The 20,009-nt window shown below is 62.2% G+C and carries 21 protein-coding genes and 1 tRNA gene; 19 read left to right on the forward strand and 3 right to left on the reverse strand.

What is annotated here, in order from left to right:
• The first annotated feature begins 6 nt into the window (after positions 1 to 6).
• Positions 7 to 996, forward strand: coding sequence for a S49 family peptidase (locus ACIQUI_RS20360; protein WP_403202101.1), 990 nt, complete (start codon positions 7 to 9; stop codon positions 994 to 996).
• 136 nt (positions 997 to 1,132) lie between these two features.
• Here ACIQUI_RS20360 and ACIQUI_RS20365 read toward each other — a convergent pair whose 3' ends face one another.
• Positions 1,133 to 1,711, reverse strand: a complete 579-nt coding sequence (locus ACIQUI_RS20365; protein ID WP_403202103.1) for a Maf family protein — start codon at positions 1,709 to 1,711, stop codon at positions 1,133 to 1,135.
• 96 nt (positions 1,712 to 1,807) lie between these two features.
• Between ACIQUI_RS20365 and ACIQUI_RS20370 the strand changes: the two genes are divergently transcribed.
• The 17 genes from ACIQUI_RS20370 to ACIQUI_RS20450 all read left to right on the forward strand — a co-directional run bounded on the left by ACIQUI_RS20370 (position 1,808) and on the right by ACIQUI_RS20450 (position 16,171).
• Positions 1,808 to 2,335 carry a YceD family protein gene (locus ACIQUI_RS20370; protein ID WP_391135639.1) on the forward strand — a complete coding sequence of 176 codons (528 nt, stop codon included), beginning with the start codon at positions 1,808 to 1,810 and terminating at the stop codon, positions 2,333 to 2,335.
• 13 nt (positions 2,336 to 2,348) lie between these two features.
• Positions 2,349 to 2,531 carry a 50S ribosomal protein L32 gene (rpmF, locus tag ACIQUI_RS20375; protein ID WP_003247154.1) on the forward strand — a complete coding sequence of 61 codons (183 nt, stop codon included), beginning with the start codon at positions 2,349 to 2,351 and terminating at the stop codon, positions 2,529 to 2,531.
• Between the two features lie 3 nt (positions 2,532 to 2,534).
• The gene (gene plsX / locus ACIQUI_RS20380) at positions 2,535 to 3,545 is read left to right on the forward strand and encodes a phosphate acyltransferase PlsX (protein WP_391135644.1); all 1,011 of its coding nucleotides are present in this window, start codon (positions 2,535 to 2,537) and stop codon (positions 3,543 to 3,545) included.
• Positions 3,546 to 3,782: 237 nt separating this feature from the next.
• Positions 3,783 to 4,721: an ACP S-malonyltransferase gene (gene fabD / locus ACIQUI_RS20385; protein WP_403202107.1), complete on the forward strand. Its 939-nt coding sequence runs from the start codon at positions 3,783 to 3,785 to the stop codon at positions 4,719 to 4,721.
• 15 nt (positions 4,722 to 4,736) lie between these two features.
• Positions 4,737 to 5,477: a 3-oxoacyl-ACP reductase FabG gene (gene fabG / locus ACIQUI_RS20390; RefSeq protein ID WP_403202109.1), complete on the forward strand. Its 741-nt coding sequence runs from the start codon at positions 4,737 to 4,739 to the stop codon at positions 5,475 to 5,477.
• Between the two features lie 203 nt (positions 5,478 to 5,680).
• On the forward strand, positions 5,681 to 5,917 hold the full coding sequence (acpP, locus tag ACIQUI_RS20395) for an acyl carrier protein (protein ID WP_403202110.1): 237 nt from the start codon (positions 5,681 to 5,683) through the stop codon (positions 5,915 to 5,917).
• 187 nt (positions 5,918 to 6,104) lie between these two features.
• Positions 6,105 to 7,349, forward strand: a complete 1,245-nt coding sequence (gene fabF / locus ACIQUI_RS20400) for a beta-ketoacyl-ACP synthase II (RefSeq protein WP_403202113.1) — start codon at positions 6,105 to 6,107, stop codon at positions 7,347 to 7,349.
• Positions 7,349 to 8,164: an aminodeoxychorismate lyase gene (gene pabC, locus ACIQUI_RS20405; protein WP_403202116.1), complete on the forward strand. Its 816-nt coding sequence runs from the start codon at positions 7,349 to 7,351 to the stop codon at positions 8,162 to 8,164. The genes fabF and pabC overlap by 1 nt, the downstream gene beginning before the upstream one ends.
• Positions 8,165 to 8,168: 4 nt before the next feature.
• A complete protein-coding gene (mltG, locus tag ACIQUI_RS20410) occupies positions 8,169 to 9,353 on the forward strand; it encodes an endolytic transglycosylase MltG (RefSeq protein WP_403202119.1) in 1,185 nt (394 codons plus the stop codon).
• A gap of 9 nt (positions 9,354 to 9,362) precedes the next feature.
• Positions 9,363 to 9,995 carry a dTMP kinase gene (tmk, locus tag ACIQUI_RS20415; RefSeq protein WP_403202122.1) on the forward strand — a complete coding sequence of 211 codons (633 nt, stop codon included), beginning with the start codon at positions 9,363 to 9,365 and terminating at the stop codon, positions 9,993 to 9,995.
• Entirely contained in the window at positions 9,988 to 10,974 is a 987-nt protein-coding gene (locus ACIQUI_RS20420) for a DNA polymerase III subunit delta' (protein ID WP_403202125.1), read from the forward strand. The genes tmk and ACIQUI_RS20420 overlap by 8 nt, the downstream gene beginning before the upstream one ends.
• 30 nt (positions 10,975 to 11,004) lie before the next feature.
• Entirely contained in the window at positions 11,005 to 11,787 is a 783-nt protein-coding gene (locus tag ACIQUI_RS20425) for a TatD family hydrolase (protein WP_403202127.1), read from the forward strand.
• 760 nt (positions 11,788 to 12,547) lie between these two features.
• A complete protein-coding gene (locus ACIQUI_RS20430) occupies positions 12,548 to 13,183 on the forward strand; it encodes a TetR/AcrR family transcriptional regulator (protein WP_027596088.1) in 636 nt (211 codons plus the stop codon).
• Between the two features lie 157 nt (positions 13,184 to 13,340).
• Positions 13,341 to 14,309, forward strand: coding sequence for a GTP 3',8-cyclase MoaA (locus tag ACIQUI_RS20435; RefSeq protein WP_403202129.1), 969 nt, complete (start codon positions 13,341 to 13,343; stop codon positions 14,307 to 14,309).
• 66 nt (positions 14,310 to 14,375) lie between these two features.
• Positions 14,376 to 14,981: a DUF4823 domain-containing protein gene (locus ACIQUI_RS20440; RefSeq protein ID WP_403202131.1), complete on the forward strand. Its 606-nt coding sequence runs from the start codon at positions 14,376 to 14,378 to the stop codon at positions 14,979 to 14,981.
• Between the two features lie 10 nt (positions 14,982 to 14,991).
• The gene (locus ACIQUI_RS20445; RefSeq protein WP_391137553.1) at positions 14,992 to 15,552 is read left to right on the forward strand and encodes a DUF1285 domain-containing protein; all 561 of its coding nucleotides are present in this window, start codon (positions 14,992 to 14,994) and stop codon (positions 15,550 to 15,552) included.
• Between the two features lie 217 nt (positions 15,553 to 15,769).
• Complete coding sequence (locus ACIQUI_RS20450; RefSeq protein WP_403202133.1) at positions 15,770 to 16,171, forward strand: cupin domain-containing protein; 402 nt, start codon at positions 15,770 to 15,772, stop codon at positions 16,169 to 16,171.
• A gap of 58 nt (positions 16,172 to 16,229) precedes the next feature.
• Here the strand turns inward: ACIQUI_RS20450 and ACIQUI_RS20455 are convergent.
• Both ACIQUI_RS20455 and ACIQUI_RS20460 read right to left on the reverse strand, forming a co-directional pair.
• A tRNA-Asn gene (locus tag ACIQUI_RS20455) sits at positions 16,230 to 16,305 on the reverse strand.
• 62 nt (positions 16,306 to 16,367) lie between these two features.
• Positions 16,368 to 17,564 (reverse strand): amino acid aminotransferase, encoded by a 1,197-nt coding sequence (locus ACIQUI_RS20460; protein ID WP_403202136.1) that lies wholly within the window; start codon positions 17,562 to 17,564, stop codon positions 16,368 to 16,370.
• A 287-nt stretch (positions 17,565 to 17,851) separates the two neighbouring features.
• On the opposite strand from ACIQUI_RS20460, the gene uvrB reads away from it, so the two are divergent.
• A complete protein-coding gene (gene uvrB, locus ACIQUI_RS20465; protein ID WP_391137544.1) occupies positions 17,852 to 19,867 on the forward strand; it encodes an excinuclease ABC subunit UvrB in 2,016 nt (671 codons plus the stop codon).
• The last annotated feature ends 142 nt before the right edge of the window (positions 19,868 to 20,009 follow it).

Below are 20,009 nucleotides of genomic sequence, written 5' to 3' on the forward strand. Positions count from 1 at the left end.
GTGAGCATGGCAGACGAATGGAAGGCCCCCGAGGCTGAGCCTGAGGAGCGCGAAGAGCGCAAAAGCTGGAAGCTGCTGGAAAAGACCTTGCTGGCCAGTGTGCAGGAGCAGCGCCGGTCGCGGCGCTGGGGGATCTTCTTCAAGATCCTGACCTTCGTTTACCTGTTCGGCATTCTGGCCTTGTTCTCGCCGCTGATGGATATGGACAAAGCTGCTTCGCGCAGCGCCAACCATACCGCGCTGGTCGAGGTGCGCGGGGTGATTGCCGATCAGGAGGCCGCCAGTGCCGACAATATCGTCAAGAGCCTGCGCGAAGCGTTCAAGGACGGCAAGACCAAGGCTGTGGTGATGCGCATCAACAGCCCAGGTGGCAGCCCGGTGCAGGCAGGGTACGTTTATGACGAAATCCGCCGTCTGCGCGCCGAATACCCGGCCATCAAGCTGTATGCGGTCATTTCGGACCTTGGCGCTTCCGGTGCCTATTACATTGCCAGCGCGGCGGACGAAATCTATGCCGATAAAGCCAGCCTGGTGGGCTCGATTGGTGTGACGGCGGCCGGTTATGGCTTTGTCGGCACCATGGAGAAGCTGGGCGTGGAGCGGCGCGCCTACACCTCGGGTGAGCACAAGGCCTTCCTTGACCCGTTCTCGCCTGAAAAGCCTGAAGAGACGCGGTTCTGGCAGGGTGTGCTGGATACCACCCACAACCAGTTCATTGCCATGGTCAAGCAGGGGCGTGGTGAGCGCTTGAAGGACAAGGAGCATCCGGAGCTGTTCAGTGGCCTGGTGTGGTCCGGCGAGCAGGCCAAGGATCTGGGTCTGGTAGACGGGTTGGGCAGTGCCAGCTATGTGGCGCGTGAGATCGTTGGCGAGAAGGAGTTGGTGGATTTCACCGTGCAGGAATCGCCATTTGACCGCTTCTCCAAGCGCGTCGGTGCCAGTGTGGCTGAGCATCTGGCGATGTGGATGGGCTTCCAGGGCCCGCAGCTACGCTGATTCGGTTTTCTCGGGGGGCGCTGTGCGCCCCTTCGCGGGCATGCCCGCTCCCACAGGTTTTTGCATGCTTCAGGCTGTGCGCTATCTCTGTGGGAGCGGGCGAGCCCGCGAAGGGCTGCAAGGCAGCCCCAAAGCCTCAGGGAACCACCACCCCTTCCTTGATCAACATATCCACCAGCCGAATCAGTGGCAGCCCGATCAGGCTTGTCGCATCGCACCCATGTGTGCTCTGAAACAAACTCACCCCTAATCCCTCCGCCTTGAAGCTCCCCGCGCAATCCAGCGGCTGTTCCGCCGCCACATAGCGCTCCACCCGCTCGCGGTTCAATTCGCGCATCGTGACGGTAAACGGCACGCAATCCACCTGGCATTGCCCGGTGGCGCTGTTCAATAGCGCCAGCCCGGTCAGAAAGCTCACCTGCTGCCCGCTGCACTCCAGCAGCTGCTCGCAAGCCCGCTCGAAGGTATGCGGCTTACCCAGCACCTGTTCACCCAGCACGGCTACCTGGTCCGACCCGATGATCAGGTGCCCGGGATGGCTGCCGGCCAATGCCTCGGCTTTTTGCCTGGCCAGCCGCCGCACCAGCTCTACGGCCGGCTCGTCAGCCAGGCGCTGCTCGTCTATATCGGGGCTTGCCCAGGTGAAGGGCAGGCGCAGGCGTGCGAGCAGTTCGCGGCGATAGGCAGAGCTGGAAGCCAGTAACAGAGGAAGCATGGTAGACTCCTGAATCAGTTGAACAAATTCTATCACGCACGATGCCGCCTAATTTCCTTTGACAGGGGCGGGGGGCATCCCTAGAATGCTGCGCCTATGTTGAATGACCCGATTCCACCTCACGTTGACCCGCGCAAATTGGCCGATCGTGGCGTAACCCTTAACGGTTCGCTGCAACTCGCTGATTTGGAAAGACTCTGCGACCCGCTTTCCGACAATGTCGGTACGGTGCAGGCGAAGTTCGATTTTGAACGAGATGAACAGCACGTGGTGGTTATCCACACCGAGCTGAGCGTCGAGGTCAAGATGGTTTGCCAGCGTTGTCTTGAGCTGGTCACCCTGCCGATCCAGAGCGAATGTACATACGCTGTGGTGAAGGAGGGTGCGAATACCCAGTCGTTGCCGAAAGGCTATGACGTGCTGGAACTGGGCGAAGATCCTTTGGATCTGCAGGCACTGGTTGAGGAGGAGCTTCTGCTCGCCTTGCCAATCGTGCCTGCTCATCATCCGGAAGAATGCCAGCAGCCGGCGGGCGCAGACGAGCCCGAATCGAGCAAGGACGAGGTATCGCGGTCCAACCCGTTCAGTGTTTTGGCGCAGTTAAAGCGTGACCCAAACGTTTAGGAGTTAATCAATTATGGCTGTTCAGCAGAACAAAAAATCCCGCTCTGCCCGTGACATGCGCCGTTCGCACGACGCCCTGTCGGAAAACGCGCTGTCGGTAGAGAAAACCACCGGTGAAGTTCACCTGCGCCACCACGTTTCGCCAGAAGGCGTATACCGTGGTCGCAAAGTGGTCGACAAGGGCGCTGACGAGTAATCCTTGTCCGCTCAGATCATCGCGATCGACGCAATGGGCGGGGACTTCGGTCCCCGCAGCATTGTCCAGGCTAGCATTGCCTGCCTTTCTGCTACTCCCTCGCTGCACCTGACCCTCGTCGGTCAACCTTCCCTCCTTGAAGAGCTTCTCGGCGGCCTTGCTGCTGCGGATCGCGCGCGCCTGCAGATTGTCGCCGCCAGTGAGGTGATCGGTATGGACGAGCGGCCATCCCAGGCGCTGCGTGGCAAGCCGGACTCGTCGATGCGCATCGCCCTCGAACTGGTGCGTGATGGCAAGGCCCAGGCCTGCGTCAGTGCTGGCAATACCGGTGCGCTGATGGCGCTGTCACGCTTCGTGCTCAAGACCTTGCCGGGTATCGACCGGCCAGCCATGGTGGCGGCGATCCCGACCCAGGCTGGTTACTGCCAGTTGCTCGACCTGGGTGCCAATGTTGATTGCAGTGCCGAAAACCTCTATCAGTTCGCCGTGATGGGCTCGGTGGCCGCTCAGGCCCTGGGTGTGCATCGCCCGCGCGTGGCGTTGCTGAATATCGGTACCGAGGACATCAAGGGTAACCAGCAGGTCAAGCTGGCCGCCAGCTTGTTGCAGAACGCCCGAGGGCTCAATTACGTCGGCTTTGTCGAGGGTGATGGCCTGTATCGTGGCGAAGCTGATGTGGTGGTGTGCGACGGGTTTGTCGGCAATATCCTGCTCAAATCCAGCGAAGGGCTGGCTACGATGATTGCTGCGAGAATCGAGCAGTTGTTCAAGGGCGGTATTTTGTCGCGGGCGGCCGGGGCGATGGCCATGCCGCTGCTCAAGCGGCTGCAGGCCGACCTGGCGCCGGCGCGGCACAATGGGGCGAGCTTTCTGGGGTTGCAGGGCATTGTCATCAAAAGCCATGGGTCTGCGGGTGTGCAGGGCTTTCAGAGCGCCATCCAGCGGGCCTTGATCGAGATTCAGGAAAACCTGCCACAGCGCTTGCATGGGCGGCTGGAGGACCTGCTGCCTTAGCCTGTGCCGGCCCTTTCGCGGGCTTGCCCGCTCCCACAGGTACCGCGCAACAATCCTGTGGGAGCGGGCAAGCCCGCGAAGAGGCCGGTGCAGGCAAACAAAGACCTTAGGCATATCGCCAATGAAGTGCTTAAATGTGACCGCTTAGGTTCAGTATCCATCCAAGCTTTCAGATTCCGCGCCCGGCTCAAGGCCTGGCGCACCCTATCCGACGACAAGATCATAAGGGCTTGTTCAATGTCTGCATCTCTCGCATTCGTCTTCCCCGGTCAAGGTTCCCAGTCGCTGGGCATGCTCGCCGAGCTCGGCGCCGAGAAGCCAGTGATCATCGAGACCTTCAAGGAAGCCTCCGCAGCGCTCGGCTACGACCTGTGGAAGCTGGTCCAGGAAGGCCCGGAAGAACAACTCAACCAGACCGACAAGACTCAGCCTGCGATCCTCACCGCTTCCATCGCGCTGTGGCGCCTGTGGCTGGAGGAGGGCGGCGCCAAGCCGGCTTTCGTTTCCGGTCACAGCCTGGGCGAATACAGCGCCCTGGTTGCCGCAGGCAGCCTGTCGCTGAAAGATGCCGTGCGCTTGGTCGAGCGTCGCGGCCAGCTGATGCAGGAAGCTGTGCCGGCCGGCCATGGCGCCATGGCCGCGATCCTCGGCCTGGATGACGCCGTGGTGGTCGAGATCTGTGCCAAGGCGGCCGAAGACGAAGTGGTCAGCGCGGTGAACTTCAACTCGCCGGGCCAGGTTGTGATTGCTGGCAACAAGGCTGCGGTGGACCGTGCCATTGAGCTGTGCAAAGAGGCTGGTGCCAAGCGCGCCCTGCCACTGGCGGTCAGCGTGCCGTCGCACTGTGCCCTGATGAAGCCGGCTGCCGAGCGTTTTGCCGATGCGGTCAATGCCATTGAATGGAAGGCCCCGCAGATTCCGGTGGTGCAGAACGTCACTGCCGCCATTGCCGCCGACCTCGATGCGCTCAAGCACGACCTTTTGGCACAGCTGTACCAGCCAGTGCGCTGGGTCGAATGCGTGCAAGCCTTGGCCGCCAACGGTGCGGTCACCCTGGTCGAGTGCGGCCCGGGCAAGGTCCTGGCTGGCCTGAACAAGCGTTGCGCCGACGGCGTGACTACCTACAACCTCAATACCCCTGACGCCGTTGCCGCCACCCGTGCGGCACTGGCCTGATTTGGAGAAGCTTGCATGAGCCTGCAAGGTAAAGTTGCACTGGTCACCGGCGCCAGCCGTGGCATTGGCCAGGCCATCGCCCTCGAACTGGGCCGCCAGGGCGCAACCGTGATCGGTACCGCCACTTCAGCTTCCGGCGCCGAGCGCATTGCTGCCACCCTGAAAGAACACGGCATTACCGGTACCGGCATGGAGCTGAACGTGACCAGCGCCGAATCGGTTGAAGCAGTACTGGGCGCCATCGGCGAGCAGTTCGGCGCCCCGGCCATCCTGGTCAACAACGCCGGCATCACCCGCGACAACCTCATGCTGCGCATGAAGGACGACGAGTGGTTCGACGTGATCGACACCAACCTGAACAGCCTCTACCGTCTGTCCAAGGGCGTGCTGCGTGGCATGACCAAGGCGCGTTGGGGCCGTATCATCAGCATCGGTTCGGTCGTGGGTGCCATGGGTAACGCTGGCCAGGCCAACTACGCGGCCGCCAAGGCCGGCCTGGAAGGCTTCAGCCGCGCCCTGGCGCGTGAAGTGGGCTCGCGTGGCATCACCGTCAACTCGGTGACCCCAGGCTTCATCGACACTGACATGACCCGCGAACTGCCAGAAGCGCAGCGCGAAGCCCTGCAAACCCAGATTCCGCTGGGCCGCCTGGGCCACGCCGACGAAATCGCCAAGGTGGTTTCGTTCCTGGCATCCGACGGTGCAGGCTACGTAACCGGCGCTACCGTGCCGGTCAACGGCGGGATGTACATGTAACACTGCAACTCAATGTGACGGATTTCGTAAAAAAAGAGTCATACTGCGAGCCTAAAATCCGTTATAAAGCTGCAACCAGATTCCAGGCAGCGGGTGGGGTGGCTAGCGTGAAGGTGCGTTTCGCTTGAAAAGCCAACGTCTTTCTATAAAATTAGCCACCGGCCAGCTGCCTGACATATGTCCATTAGGAGTGAAAACTAGGTATGAGCACCATCGAAGAACGCGTCAAGAAAATCGTCGCCGAGCAACTGGGCGTGAAGGAAGAGGAGGTGACCAAAGAGAAGTCCTTCGTCGAAGACCTGGGTGCCGATTCGCTTGACACCGTCGAACTGGTGATGGCTCTGGAAGAGGAATTCGAGACCGAAATCCCTGACGAAGAAGCCGAGAAGATCACTACCGTTCAAGCTGCTATCGACTACATCCAAGCCCACTCGGTCTAAGACGCTACAGTCGACGTTTCTTGTCGGGGAAAACCGCACTGCCTTCGCTGGCGTGCGGTTTTTTCTTTGCGAGCGCCTCGCATTTTCCAGGCCGCTTCGTTCACCGCGCACCAAGAGCCTGTTGCCATTCCATTCCAGCGCTTGAATGTAATCGCAAGAGACTCTGTTATTAGAAAAGGAGAGTACTGTGTCGCGTAGACGCGTCGTGGTCACCGGTATGGGTATGCTGTCGCCACTGGGTACCGATGTACCGAGCACCTGGCAGGGCATTCTGGCTGGCCGCAGTGGCATTGGTCCGATCGAGCATACGGACCTGTCTGCCTACTCCACCCGTTTTGGCGGCTCGGTGAAAGGCTTCGAGGTCGAGCAATACCTGTCGGCCAAAGAGGCCCGCAAGCTCGACCTGTTCATCCAGTACGGCCTGGCGGCCGGTTTCCAGGCGGTGCGTAATGCCGGCCTTGAGGTTACCGACGCCAACCGAGAGCGCATTGGCGTGGCGATGGGGTCGGGCATCGGTGGCCTGACCAACATCGAAGAAACCAGCCGCACCCTGCACGACTCGGGGCCGCGCCGTATTTCGCCGTTCTTCGTGCCGGGCTCGATCATCAACATGATCTCTGGCTTCCTGTCGATCCACCTGGGTTTGCAAGGGCCGAACTACGCCATTGCTACCGCTTGCACCACGGGTACCCATTGCATCGGCATGGCCGCGCGCAATATTGCCTACGGTGAGGCCGACGTGATGATCGCCGGTGGTGCCGAAATGGCTGCCTGCGGCCTGGGCATGGGCGGCTTCGGCGCTTCGCGTGCGCTGTCTACCCGCAATGACGAGCCAAGCCGGGCCAGCCGCCCGTGGGACAAGGGCCGTGACGGCTTCGTGCTGTCTGACGGTGCCGGTGCCCTGGTGCTCGAAGAACTGGAGCACGCCCAGGCCCGTGGTGCGACCATCTATGCCGAGCTGGTTGGCTTTGGCATGAGCGGTGACGCCTACCACATGACCTCGCCACCCGAGACCGGCGAAGGCGCTGCCCGCTGCATGGCCAACGCCCTGCGCGATGCTGGCATCCAGCCAGAAGAGGTCAGCTACATCAACGCCCATGGTACCTCGACCCCAGCGGGAGACGTGGCCGAAGTAGCGGCGATCAAGCGCGTGTTCGGCGACCATGCCTACAAGCTGGCGGTCAGCTCGACCAAGTCGATGACCGGCCACCTGCTGGGTGCGGCTGGTGCGGTGGAAGCGATCTTCAGCGTGCTGGCGATCAACAGCCAGATGGCACCGCCCACCATCAACCTGGACGAGCCGGACGAAGGCTGCGACCTCGACTTCGTGCCGCACCAGGCGCGCAGCATGCCGATCGACGTGGTGTTGTCCAACTCGTTCGGCTTTGGCGGCACCAACGGCTCGCTGGTGTTCCGCCGGTTCGCCGGTTGATGCACAGCTGGGTCGATGGCCAGCCGGCGACTGCACTCAACCTGCAGAACCGCGGCCTGGCCTACGGTGATGGCCTGTTCGAGACCATCGCCGTGCGCGGCGGCCGGCCCAGCTTGCTGGACGGCCACCTCGCACGCCTGGCGCTGGGCTGCCAGCGCCTGGCGATCGGCGCCGACCTGGCGCTGGTGCGTGACGAACTGCTTCGCTATGCCAGTCAGCTCGGTGAAGGCGTAGCCAAACTTATCCTCACCCGTGGCGACAGCCAGCGTGGCTATGCGCCGGTAGCCGGTGCAGCGCCAAGGCGCATCCTGCAGGGCAGCCCGCTGCCCAGCTATCCTGTCGAGCATGCCGAGCACGGTGTGCGTTTGTACCCTTGCCAGACCCGGCTTGGGGAACAACCGCTGCTGGCCGGGCTCAAACACCTCAACCGCCTGGAGCAGGTGCTGGCCCGTGCCGAATGGCAGGGCAGCGAACACGCCGAAGGCCTGATGCGTGACGGGCAGGGCAGGGTAATCGAAGGGGTGTATAGCAATCTGTTCCTGGTGCGTGATGGCGTGCTGCTGACCGCCGACCTCAGCCGCTGCGGTGTGGCAGGGGTGATGCGCGCAGCGTTGCTGGAGCAGGCGGCACAGTTGGGCATCCCGGCGCAGGTCTGTGACCTGCCGTTCGAAACGCTGGAGCAGGCAGATGAAGTATTTGTTTGCAATAGCGTCTACGGCATTTGGCCCGTGCGTGGCGTAGCCGCGCTAAACTGGCCGTCTGGCCCGCTCACCCGTAAACTGCAGGCCGTTGCCCGTACGTTACTGGAAACCTGAATTCGTGAGACGTAAATTCCTGCTGCTGCTGGAAATGGGCTTGATCCTTGCCGGCCTGGCGCTTGGCTGGTCGGCCTGGAAGGTCAACTCGGTCCTGGAGCAGCCCTTGCACGTCACGCAGGAACGCCTGCTCGACGTGCCCAATGGCACCACCCCCAACCGCATGTTCTATCGCATGCAGCAAGAAGGGTTGCTCGACGATGCCGTCTGGTTGCGCTTGTACTGGCGCTTCAACATGGCTGGCACCCCCCTGCACACCGGCGAGTACCGCCTTACCCCTGGCATGACGGTCGAGCAGCTGTTCGACGCCTGGCGCCGTGCTGACGTTGTGCAGTACAACCTTACCCTGGTCGAAGGCTGGACCTTCCGCCAGGTGCGCTCGGCCGTGGCCAAGCATGAAAAGATCAAGCACACCCTGGAAGGCCTGTCGGATTCCGAAGTGATGGACAAGCTCGGCCATACCGGCGTGTTCCCCGAAGGGCGATTCTTCCCGGACACCTACCGCTTCGTGCGCGGCATGAGTGATGTGGAGTTGCTGCAGCAGGCCTACATGCGCCTGGACGAAGTGCTGGCCAGGGAATGGGCCGAGCGCACCAGCGACCTGCCATACCGCGACCCGTACCAGGCGCTGATCATGGCTTCGCTGGTGGAAAAGGAAACCGGTATCCCTCAGGAGCGTGGGCAGATTGCCGGCGTGTTCGTGCGGCGCCTGCGCCTGGGCATGATGCTGCAGACCGACCCGACCGTGATCTACGGCATGGGTGAGCGCTACAACGGCAAGATCACCCGCGCCGACCTGCGCGAGCCGACGCCCTACAACACCTATACCATCACCGGGCTGCCGCCGACCCCGATTGCCATGGTCGGCCGTGAGGCCATTCACGCAGCGCTCAACCCGTCGGATGGCACCAGCCTGTACTTTGTCGCCCGTGGCGACGGCAGCCATGTGTTCTCTGACGACCTCGACGACCACAACTCGGCGGTGCGCGAGTTCCAGCTCAAGCGTCGTGCAGACTATCGCTCCAGCCCCGCACCGCAGCAAGACGCGCAGCCGGACGAACAGCCGCAAGCGTCACCCGCGGAGGATGAGCCGGCTGCGCAACCGGCACCCGATGAGCCCCCCGTGCAGGACGCCCCTGCCGGTGGCGCGCAAGCGGCTGAACGGCCGACGCCTGACGAACAACATTAAGGACTGCCTGTGAGCGGCTTGTTTATTACGCTGGAAGGCCCCGAAGGCGCGGGCAAGAGCACCAATCGCGACTACCTGGCCGCGCGCTTGCGCGAGCAGGGCCTGGACGTGGTATTGACCCGCGAGCCTGGCGGTACGCCGCTGGCCGAAAGAGTGCGCGAGCTGTTGCTGGCTCCCAGCGATGAAACCATGGCAGCCGACACCGAGCTGCTGCTTGTATTCGCTGCGCGGGCCCAGCACCTGGCACAGGTCATTCGTCCGGCATTGGCCCGCGGGGCCGTCGTGTTGTGCGACCGATTCACGGACGCCACCTATGCCTATCAAGGGGGTGGCCGTGGTTTGTCTGTCGAGCGTATCGCTACCCTGGAGCAATTCGTCCAGGGCGACCTGCGCCCGGACCTGACCCTGGTGTTCGACCTGCCGGTCGAAGTAGGCCTTGCCCGTGCCGCCGCCCGCGGCCGCCTGGACCGCTTCGAGCAGGAAGGCCAGGCCTTCTTCGAAGCCGTTCGCCAGGCGTATCTGCAGCGGGCCCGGCGCGAGCCGCAGCGCTACAGCCTGCTGGACGCCGCGCAATCCCTTGAGGCCGTGCAGCGCGCCATTGACGTGCTGCTGCCCGGCATCGTGGAGCGTTGCCGTGGCTGAGGCCTACCCCTGGCAGCAGGCCCTCTGGCAGCAGCTGGCCGGCCGCAGCCAACACGCCCATGCCTATCTGTTGCACGGGCCGCGCGGTATCGGCAAGCGGGCCTTGGCCGAGCGCCTGATGGCCCGTTTGCTATGTCAGCAGCCCCAAGGGCTGGACGCCTGCGGGGGGTGCAAGGCCTGCCTGTTGCTCAAGGCCGGCAGCCACCCCGACAACTTCATCCTCGAGCCTGAGGAAGCCGACAAACCGATCAAGGTCGACCAGGTGCGTGAGCTGGTGGCCTTCGTGGTACAGACGGCCCAGATGGGTGGGCGCAAGGTGGTGTTGATCGAGCCGGTGGAGGCGATGAACGTCAACGCCTCCAATGCACTGCTTAAAAGCCTTGAAGAGCCTTCGGGCGATACCGTATTGCTGCTGGTCACGCACCAGCCCAGTCGCCTGCTGCCCACCATCAAGAGCCGCTGCCAGCAAGTTGCCTGCCCGCAGCCCAGCCTGGCCCAGAGCCAGGCCTGGCTGGCTGGAGCGTTGCCGGACAGCGACCAGGCCGAACGGGACGAGCTGCTGACGCTGGCCGCCGGATCGCCCTTGATGGCCGTCAGCCTGCAGGCACAAGGTGTGCGTGAGCAGCGTGCGCTGGTTACCGAGGGGGTGAAGAAACTGCTCAAGCAGCAGCAGTCACCCAGCCAACTGGCCGATGCCTGGAGCGGTGTGCCGCTGTTGTTGCTGTTCGACTGGTTCTGCGATTGGTCGCACCTGATCCTGCGCTACCAGTTGACCCAGGACGAGGAGGGGTTAGGCTTGGCAGATATGCGCAAGGTGCTGCAATACCTGGCGCAGAAGAGTCGTCAGGCCAAGGTGCTGGAGGTGCAGGCCTGGATCCTGGACCAGCGCCAGAAGGTGCTGGGCAAGGCCAACCTCAACCGCGCCCTGTTGCTTGAATCGCTGCTGGCTCATTGGCTGCAACTGCCAGGTGTCCGCTGATTTCCAATTTTTCATGTGTGCCGTTATCCCATGCTCGTAGATTCCCATTGCCACCTCGACCGACTTGACCTGAGCGCCCACCAGGGCTCCCTCGATGCTGCCCTGCAGGCAGCGCGTGAGCGTGGGGTCGGGCATTTCCTGTGTATTGGTGTCAGTGCCGAAAACGCAGGCTCAGTGAAGGCGCTGAGCGAGCAGTACGCCGATGTCGATTGCTCGGTGGGCGTGCACCCGCTGGACCTGGCCCCGGGTGAAACACCTGCGCTGGAATGGCTGCTGCGCGAGCTGGCCCACCCGCATGTGGTGGCCATTGGCGAAACCGGGCTGGACTATCACTACGAGCCGGAAGCGGCTGAGCTGCAGCAGGCATCGTTCCGCTTGCACCTGGAGGCTTCGCGGCAGACCGGCAAGCCAGTGATCGTGCATACCCGGGCAGCACGCGCCGATACCCTGGCATTGCTGCGCGAAGCCAACTTGCCGCAGGCTGGCGTGCTGCATTGCTTTACCGAAGACTGGGACATGGCCAAGGCGGCGCTGGACCTGGGGTATTACATTTCGTTGTCTGGCATCGTGACCTTCCGAAATGCCGAGGCCCTGCGCGAAGTGGCCCGGCAGGTGCCGGTCGACCGGTTGCTGGTCGAGACCGATTCGCCGTACCTGGCGCCGATACCGCACCGGGGCAAGCCTAACTTGCCGCAGTATGTGCGGGAAGTGGCGGAGTATGTCGCTTCGCTGCGCGGGGCCAGTTATGAGCAGTTGGCAGAGCAGACGACGGCGAACTTCAAGCGGTTGTTCCCGTTGGCGCGGGTGGGCTGATTTTCGGCGCTTGAACTGTGTGATGGCAGCCAAGTGCCTGCCACAGCGTATTCAGCGCTTATCAGATCGAGCGCCGCCCGCGCGGCGCTTCGCGGGGCAAGCCCGCTCCCACATCTGTTTCGGGCCAGTCTTTCCTGTGGGGTCTCCTCTGGCCGCCTTGTTTGTTCTCTTCGATATTGTCTTCGGTGCTGCTTTTCTTCGATCTTCTGACATGCACAAAGGGCGCGCGCGCCTCAGTCACAGGAATACTGGCCCGAAACAGATGTGGGAGCGGGCTCGCCCCGCGAAGCGCCGCGCGGGCGGCGCTCGATCTGATAAGCGCTGAATTTGTTGTGGCAGGCACCTGGTAGCCATCATGCACTTTCCCGCCTGGCCACTGGTGGCCCTCACCTAATCCCCGCAAAAATTCCCAACCTAAAGTGATCCCCCAAGAAACACCCAAAAAAAACCCGGGTTCTGGGGGGGGAATCCGGGTTAAGACCATTAGGAGTAAAACAAAGGTACGCGGTCCCTGAGCACCTTTATCGGCGCGCCACTTGGGGGGGATGCGCCGCGCCAACACTTCAAGTATTGGTCAGGTTTGGCGCAGTGCCAGCCTGAATTGGTCGTTTTTTAAACAAATTTGGAATACGCCAACGCTCCAATCCTCCTGCATCGCATGGCCATATGCATCGTGAAACACAGACATGCTTGGATGATCCGTGCAATTTCCCGCAAGTTAGGCATAATAAACCGCTTCGATTGTCATCCAGTCCTTCCCATGCAGAAAGAACCTCGTAAGGTCCGTGAATTTCGCCGTCGCGAACAGGAAATCCTCGATACCGCGCTCAAACTGTTCCTCGAACAGGGTGAGGACAGCGTCACCGTCGAGATGATCGCCGACGCCGTGGGCATCGGCAAAGGCACGATCTACAAGCATTTCAAGTCCAAGGCGGAAATCTACCTGCGCCTGATGCTCGACTACGAGCGCGACCTGAACGAACTGTTGCACTCGGCTGACGTCGACCGCGACAAAGAGGCCCTGTCGCGCGCCTACTTCGAGTTCCGCATGCGCGACCCGCAACGTTACCGGCTGTTCGACCGCCTGGAAGAGAAGGTGGTCAAGGGCAACCAGGTGCCGGAAATGGTCGAGCAGCTGCACAGCATCCGCGCTTCCAACTTCGACCGCCTGACCCAGCTGATCAAGGGCCGCATCAGCGAAGGCAAGCTCGAAGACGTACCGCCCTATTTCCACTACTGCGCCGCCTGGGCACTGGTGCATGGCGCCGTGGCGCTGTACCACTCGCCATTCTGGAGCAATGTGCTGGAGGATCAGGAAGGTTTCTTCCAGTTCCTGATGGACATTGGCGTGCGCATGGGCAACAAGCGCAAGCGCGACCCGGAACCGACCCACTGACCCCCTCGGTTCAGGCCAGTACGCCGTACTGGCCCTTTCGCAGCATCAGGCTGCTGCTACAACACAGCTTTGGCTTTCGATGACGTGATGGGGCTTGCAAAAACCTGATTTATGAGTCAGGTTTTGCCAGCCCTCATCATCCATGCCGGAGTCATTCATGATTGTCGATCGTCAAGGCAGGCGTTTTCGCAACCTGCGCGTCAGCCTGACGGCTGCTTGCAATTATGCTTGCACTTACTGCGTACCCGACGGCAAGCGCCTGGTGGCGGCGCAGGACGAATTGCCGGCAGATGCCATGGCGCGTGGAGTGGCTTACCTGATCGAGGCGGCCGGTATCGAGCGGCTGCGCATCACGGGCGGTGAACCGCTGGTCAGCCCGCGTCTGGATGCCTTTCTGGCGGCAGTCGCCAAGCTTGGGCTCGACGATATTTCGCTGACCACCAATGGCCAGCTATTGCAGCGCAAGTTGCCGCAGTTGCAGGCGGCCGGTGTCCGTCGACTCAATGTTTCCCTCGACACCCTCGACCCCCAGGCCTTTCGCCACATCGCCCGGGGCGGCGATCTGGCAAGCGTGCTGGCAGGAATGGAGCAGGCCAGCGCGTTGGGTATGCGGATCAAGGTGAACATGGTGCCAATGCGCGGGCAGAACCTCGACCAGATATTGCCGCTGCTGGATTATTGCTTGGCCCGTGGTTTCGAATTGCGCTTTATCGAGCTTATGCGCATGGGCCACCTGGCCCGTGACCGCAATACCTTCCTGCAGCAGTTCTTTGGCCTTGAGCAGTTGCTTGCGCTGATTGGCAGCAAGCATGCCTATGTCCAGGTTGATGCTCCGCTGGATGCCACCGCCTTGCGCTATGAAATCCCGGGGGTTGGCCACTTTGGCGTCATCGCCAACGAAAGCGTACCGTTTTGCCGCACCTGCTCGCGGTTGCGTCTGTCCTCCACAGGCTGGCTGCATGGCTGCCTGTCGTCTGGCAATCGCCATTTCGTCGGCGACCTGCTGGATAAGCCGCGCCATCAAGCATTGCCGGCCATGCAGCGCCTGCTGGTCAAGGCCTTGGCAGACAAGCAGGACCTGGCGTTTTCCGGGGATGTGATGGTGATGAAGGTGATCGGCGGCTGAAGCTGGCGCAAAAGCTGCATCCGCCAGCTATTCGCCGGTTTTTCGTCGCCGGCCACTGGAGGAAAGATGCGTAGCCTGGTCTTGCTGCTGGCGCTGATGGCGCTGGGCGGCTGCATGAATGTCAGCGATATGGGCGAGGGCGTGCGTTATCACATGAGCGATGCCGGTCTGCTGGACCACAGTGATACCCGTCGCACCCTGTCTGTCCGCCTGCAGCCTGATTCGTTCATCTTCATCGGTCAGGGTGCCTTCGTGCCGCCCGGCAAGGGCCCGGTACCGCGGCAGAACGCGGTGGCCGACGAGGCCTTCAAAAGCTTTGTCGAGTATTTCCCGCTGGTGCGCCGTGCCCAAGGCCCATTGGGCCTGGAAGATGCCATTGCCCAGGCGCGTTCGGTCGGCGCCGACTACGTGCTGTACACCCGTTTCGCGCGTACCGACGACCGCATCGGCAATGGTGACGAGTGGTACGACGAACAGGCTGTCGACCGATTGGGCTGGGACAGCGGTGTGGTACAGATGATGCTGATCGAAACCAATACCCGCTACCTGGTCGACACTGTGCGCATCAAGAGCCGTGGCGGTTTGTTGACGTTCCACGACAACACCCCTGAAGATTTGCTTGGCGCACCGATGCGCGGGTACGCTCGTAGCCTTCTGGGCATGAGCGAATGAGGCAGGCGTGATGAGTGATTCCGGCAAGGCCAATGATCTTCTGGCACAGATCCCCAAGGCAAAGGGGCTGCCGCCAGTGCATCTGTGGAATCCGGACTTCTGCGGCGACATCGACATGCGCATCGCCCGCGATGGCACCTGGTATTACCTGGGTACGCCGATCGGGCGCAAGCCGATGGTGCGTTTGTTCTCCACCATCATCCGCCGCGATGGTGATGACTATTTCCTGATCACGCCAGTGGAAAAGGTCGGCATTCGTGTCGACGATGCGCCGTTCGTGGCGGTGGCGCTGGAGGTGCTGGGGGAGGGCGAACAGCAGGTGCTGCGCTTTACCAGCAATGTCGAGGACCAGGTGGATGCCGGGCCGGACAGCCCGCTGCGCGTGGTGATCGACCCTGTGACGCAGGAACCGTCACCCTATGTGCTGATGCGCAGCAACCTTGAGGCGCTGATTCATCGCAATGTGTTCTACCAGCTGGTGGAGCTGGCGGTGCCGCGTGAGATCGAGGGGGAGGAATGGTTGGGCGTATGGAGCCAGGGCGAGTTTTACCCGATTGGGCGTAGTAGCTGAGAGCTCTTTTTTCTGTGTCGGCCTCTTCGCGGGCATGCCCGCTCCCACAGGTACAGCGCAGCCCCTGAAGCCTGTGGAGAACTTGTGGGAGCGGGCATGCCCGCGAAGAGGCCGGCACAGGCAAAATCGGCCCCCTGCTTTTACCTCGGATTGGCCATTTGTCTTCAGCCAATGAGGGCCTAACCTGCTGGCAATTGCCACCCAGGAGTTGCCCGCGATGAAACCACTCACCTTGATCCTCTTCGCCCTGCTCGCCGCCCAAGCCCCCGCCTGGGCCCACGGCGACGTCGCCGACCAGGTCAAAGTCCTGCAGCAACAACAACCCTCGAATGCCCCCGGCAAAACTGCCGTCATGCTCACCGTAAGCTACGCCCCCGGCGAAGCATCACCCGCCCATCAGCACCCGGGCGCGGTAATGGCCTACGTGCTGGAAGGGGGCGTGGTATCGAAACTCAACAACGAGCAGGAAAAAACCTACAAGGCTGGCGAGTACTGGTACGAAGCGCCAGGCACCGTGCACAGCGTGTCCCGAAATGCCAGCAAGACCCAGCCCGCCAAACTGCTGGTGTGGAGCCTGGTGGACGAGGGCAAGCCAGTGACCGAGCCGCTGGGCCAATAAACCCGACGCAACGAAAAATCCCCCGGTTGCTTGCGCACCCGGGGGATTTTTCAGTGTTTGGCTCCGCGACCTGGACTCGAACCAGGGACCCAATGATTAACAGTCATTTGCTCTACCGACTGAGCTATCGCGGAATCTGCGCGTATCTTACTGATTGCCAAGAGGATGTCAAGCTACCTCTTGGCAAAACAATGAGTTACAGCACTTCCACGATGGCCTTGGTGACCACGTGGATGTTGCTCTGGTTCAGCGCAGCCACCGCGATGCGGCCGGTGTCCAGTGCGTAGATGCCGAAGTCGTTCTTCAGGCGGGCAACCTGCTCGACGGTCAGGCCCGAGTAGGAGAACATGCCGGCCTGGCGGCCAACGAAGCTGAAGTCACGCTTGGCGCCATATTCAGCCAGCAGGCTGACCATTTGCTGGCGCATGCCGTGGATGCGCTGACGCATCTCGCCCAGCTCGGCTTCCCACATCTGGCGCAGTTCGGCGCTGTTCAGCACGGTGGCAACGATGGTTGCACCGTGAGTAGGCGGGTTGGAGTAGGTGGTGCGGATCACGCGCTTGACCTGGGACAGCACACGGGTGCTCTCGTCCTTGGTAGCGGTAACGATCGACAGCGCGCCGACGCGCTCGCCGTACAGCGAGAACGACTTGGAGAACGAGCTGGAAACGAAGAACTCCAGGCCCGACTCGGCGAACAGGCGCACGGCGAAGGCGTCTTCGGCGATGCCGTCACCAAAGCCCTGGTAGGCCATGTCGAGGAATGGTACATGGCCCTTGGCCTTGACCACTTCCAGGACGTTTTTCCAGTCGTCCAGGCCCAGATCGACGCCAGTCGGGTTGTGGCAGCAGGCGTGCAGCACCACGATCGAGCCGGACGGCAGGTTGTTCAGGTCTTCGAGCATGCCGGCGCGGTTGACGTCGTTGCTCGGTGCATCATAGTAGCGGTAGTTCTGTACCGGGAAACCAGCGGTTTCGAACAGGGCGCGGTGGTTTTCCCAGCTCGGGTCGCTGATGGCTACTACGGCGTTGGGCGACAGGCGCTTGAGGAAGTCGGCACCGATCTTCAGTGCGCCGGTGCCGCCGACGGCCTGCACGGTAACTACGCGGCCGGCGGCCAGCAGTGGCGACTCGGCGCCGAAGATCAGTTTTTGTACAGCCTGGTCGTAGGTGGCGATACCGTCGATCGGCAGGTAGCCGCGCGAGGCATGCTGGGCGGCACGCTGGGTCTCGGCTTCGATCACGGCGCGCAGCAGCGGAATGCGGCCTTCCTCATTGCAGTACACGCCCACGCCCAGGTTGACCTTGTCGGTACGTGGGTCGGCGTTGAATGCTTCGTTGAGGCCCAGGATAGGGTCGCGGGGTGCCAGCTCGACAGCGGAAAACAGGCTCATTGTTACCTTGGCTCTGATTGGAGAGTGATAGGGCGTACACGCTCCAGCCGAATGCACTGAAGCGGTGCACAAACGGGGAGTCAGTATAGTGATACCGCCCGGTCACTGCGACACTCTGGCACAGCTTTTCAGGCTATTTGCGCAAATATTTTTCGACCATTGGTCTAATTGCCGGGTCCACTGTTACACGCGTTCACAGCTACACCTTGAAAGCGCCCCCGGGCGGGCGCATTTGGGTATAGACTACTGGCTAAATTTACAGTTGCTGCAGCACCGCGAGGTCCGACATGTCCGAGTTCCAGCTCGTCACCCGTTTCCAGCCTGCTGGCGACCAGCCCGAGGCCATCCGCCAGATGGTCGAAGGTATCGAGGCGGGGCTGTCGCACCAGACGCTGCTCGGCGTGACCGGTTCGGGCAAAACCTTCAGCATCGCCAACGTCATCGCGCAGGTGCAGCGCCCGACGCTGGTGCTGGCGCCGAACAAAACCCTGGCTGCGCAGTTGTATGGCGAGTTCAAGGCGTTCTTCCCCAACAATGCGGTGGAGTACTTCGTTTCCTACTACGACTACTACCAGCCGGAAGCCTACGTGCCGTCGTCGGATACCTTCATCGAGAAGGACGCCTCGATCAACGACCACATCGAGCAGATGCGCCTGTCGGCGACCAAGGCGCTGCTGGAACGGCGCGACGCGATCATCGTCACCACCGTGTCGTGCATCTACGGCCTGGGTAGCCCCGAGTCCTACCTGAAAATGGTCCTGCACGTAGACCGGGGCGACAAGCTTGACCAGCGTGCGCTGCTGCGTCGGCTGGCTGATCTGCAATACACCCGTAACGAAATGGACTTTGCCCGTGCCACCTTCCGCGTGCGCGGCGATGTGATCGACATCTTTCCGGCCGAATCGGACCTTGAAGCCATCCGTATCGAACTGTTCGATGACGAGGTGGAAAACATCGCCGCCTTCGATCCGCTCACTGGCGAGGTCTTCCGCAAGCTGCCGCGTTTTACCTTTTACCCCAAGAGCCACTACGTCACCCCGCGGGAGACCCTGCTGGAGGCGGTGGAGGGCATCAAGGAAGAGCTGAAGGAGCGCCTGGAGTACCTGCAAAAGGCCAACAAGCTGGTGGAGGCGCAGCGCCTGGAGCAGCGCACCCGTTTCGACCTGGAGATGATCCTGGAGCTGGGCTATTGCAACGGTATCGAAAACTACTCGCGCTACCTGTCCGGGCGCCCGGCCGGGGCGCCGCCGCCGACCCTGTACGACTACCTGCCGGCGGATGCGCTGCTGGTGATCGACGAGTCCCACGTCAGCGTGCCGCAGGTCGGCGCCATGTACAAAGGCGACCGTTCGCGCAAGGAAACCCTGGTGGAGTACGGCTTCCGCATGCCCTCGGCGCTGGACAACCGGCCCATGCGCTTTGACGAGTGGGAGGATGTCAGCCCACAGACTATCTTCGTTTCCGCTACCCCGGGGCCTTACGAGGCCGAGCACGCCGGGCGCGTGGTGGAGCAGGTGGTGCGCCCCACCGGCCTGGTCGACCCGCAGGTCGAGGTCCGCCCGGCGCTGACCCAGGTCGACGACCTGCTGTCGGAAATCCGCAAGCGTGTGGCGCAGGGCGAGCGGGTGCTGGCCACCACGCTGACCAAGCGCATGGCCGAGGACCTGACCGACTACCTGGCCGACCATGACGTGCGGGTGCGTTACCTGCACTCGGACATCGACACCGTGGAGCGGGTGGAGATCATCCGCGACCTGCGCTTGGGTACCTTCGACGTGCTGGTGGGTATCAACCTGCTGCGCGAGGGCCTGGACATGCCGGAAGTGTCGCTGGTGGCGATCCTGGATGCCGACAAGGAAGGTTTCCTGCGGTCCGAACGCTCACTGATCCAGACTATTGGTCGTGCTGCGCGTAACCTCAATGGCCGGGCAATCCTTTACGCCGATAACGTCACGGGCTCGATGCAGCGTGCGATAGACGAAACCGAGCGGCGCCGCGAAAAGCAGATCGCCTTCAACGAAGCGCATGGCATCGTGCCCAAGGGCGTGGTCAAGGACATCACCGACATCATGGAAGGCGCTACCGTGCCCGGCGCGCGCAGCAAGAAGCGCAAGGGCATGGCAAAGGCGGCGGAGGAGAGCGCCCGTTACGAGGCCGAACTGCGTACGCCGGGCGAGATCACCAAGCGCATCAAGCAGCTGGAAGAGAAGATGATGCAGTTTGCCCGCGACCTGGAGTTCGAGGCGGCGGCGCAGCTGCGCGACGAGATTACCCAGCTGCGCGAGCGCCTGATTACCAGCTAAGGCCGGACGCGGTCCCTGTAGGAGCGGCCTTGTGTCGCGATCGGGCTGCGCAGCAGCCCCGGCAATCTGTGCATTAGCGCTGCAATCCTGGGGCTGCTGCGCAGCCCGATCGCGACACAAGGCCGCTCCTACAGGGACTGCG

The sequence above is a fragment of the Pseudomonas sp. NPDC090592 genome (assembly GCF_044769185.1).
In the GTDB taxonomy this organism is placed as follows: Bacteria; Pseudomonadota; Gammaproteobacteria; order Pseudomonadales; family Pseudomonadaceae; genus Aquipseudomonas.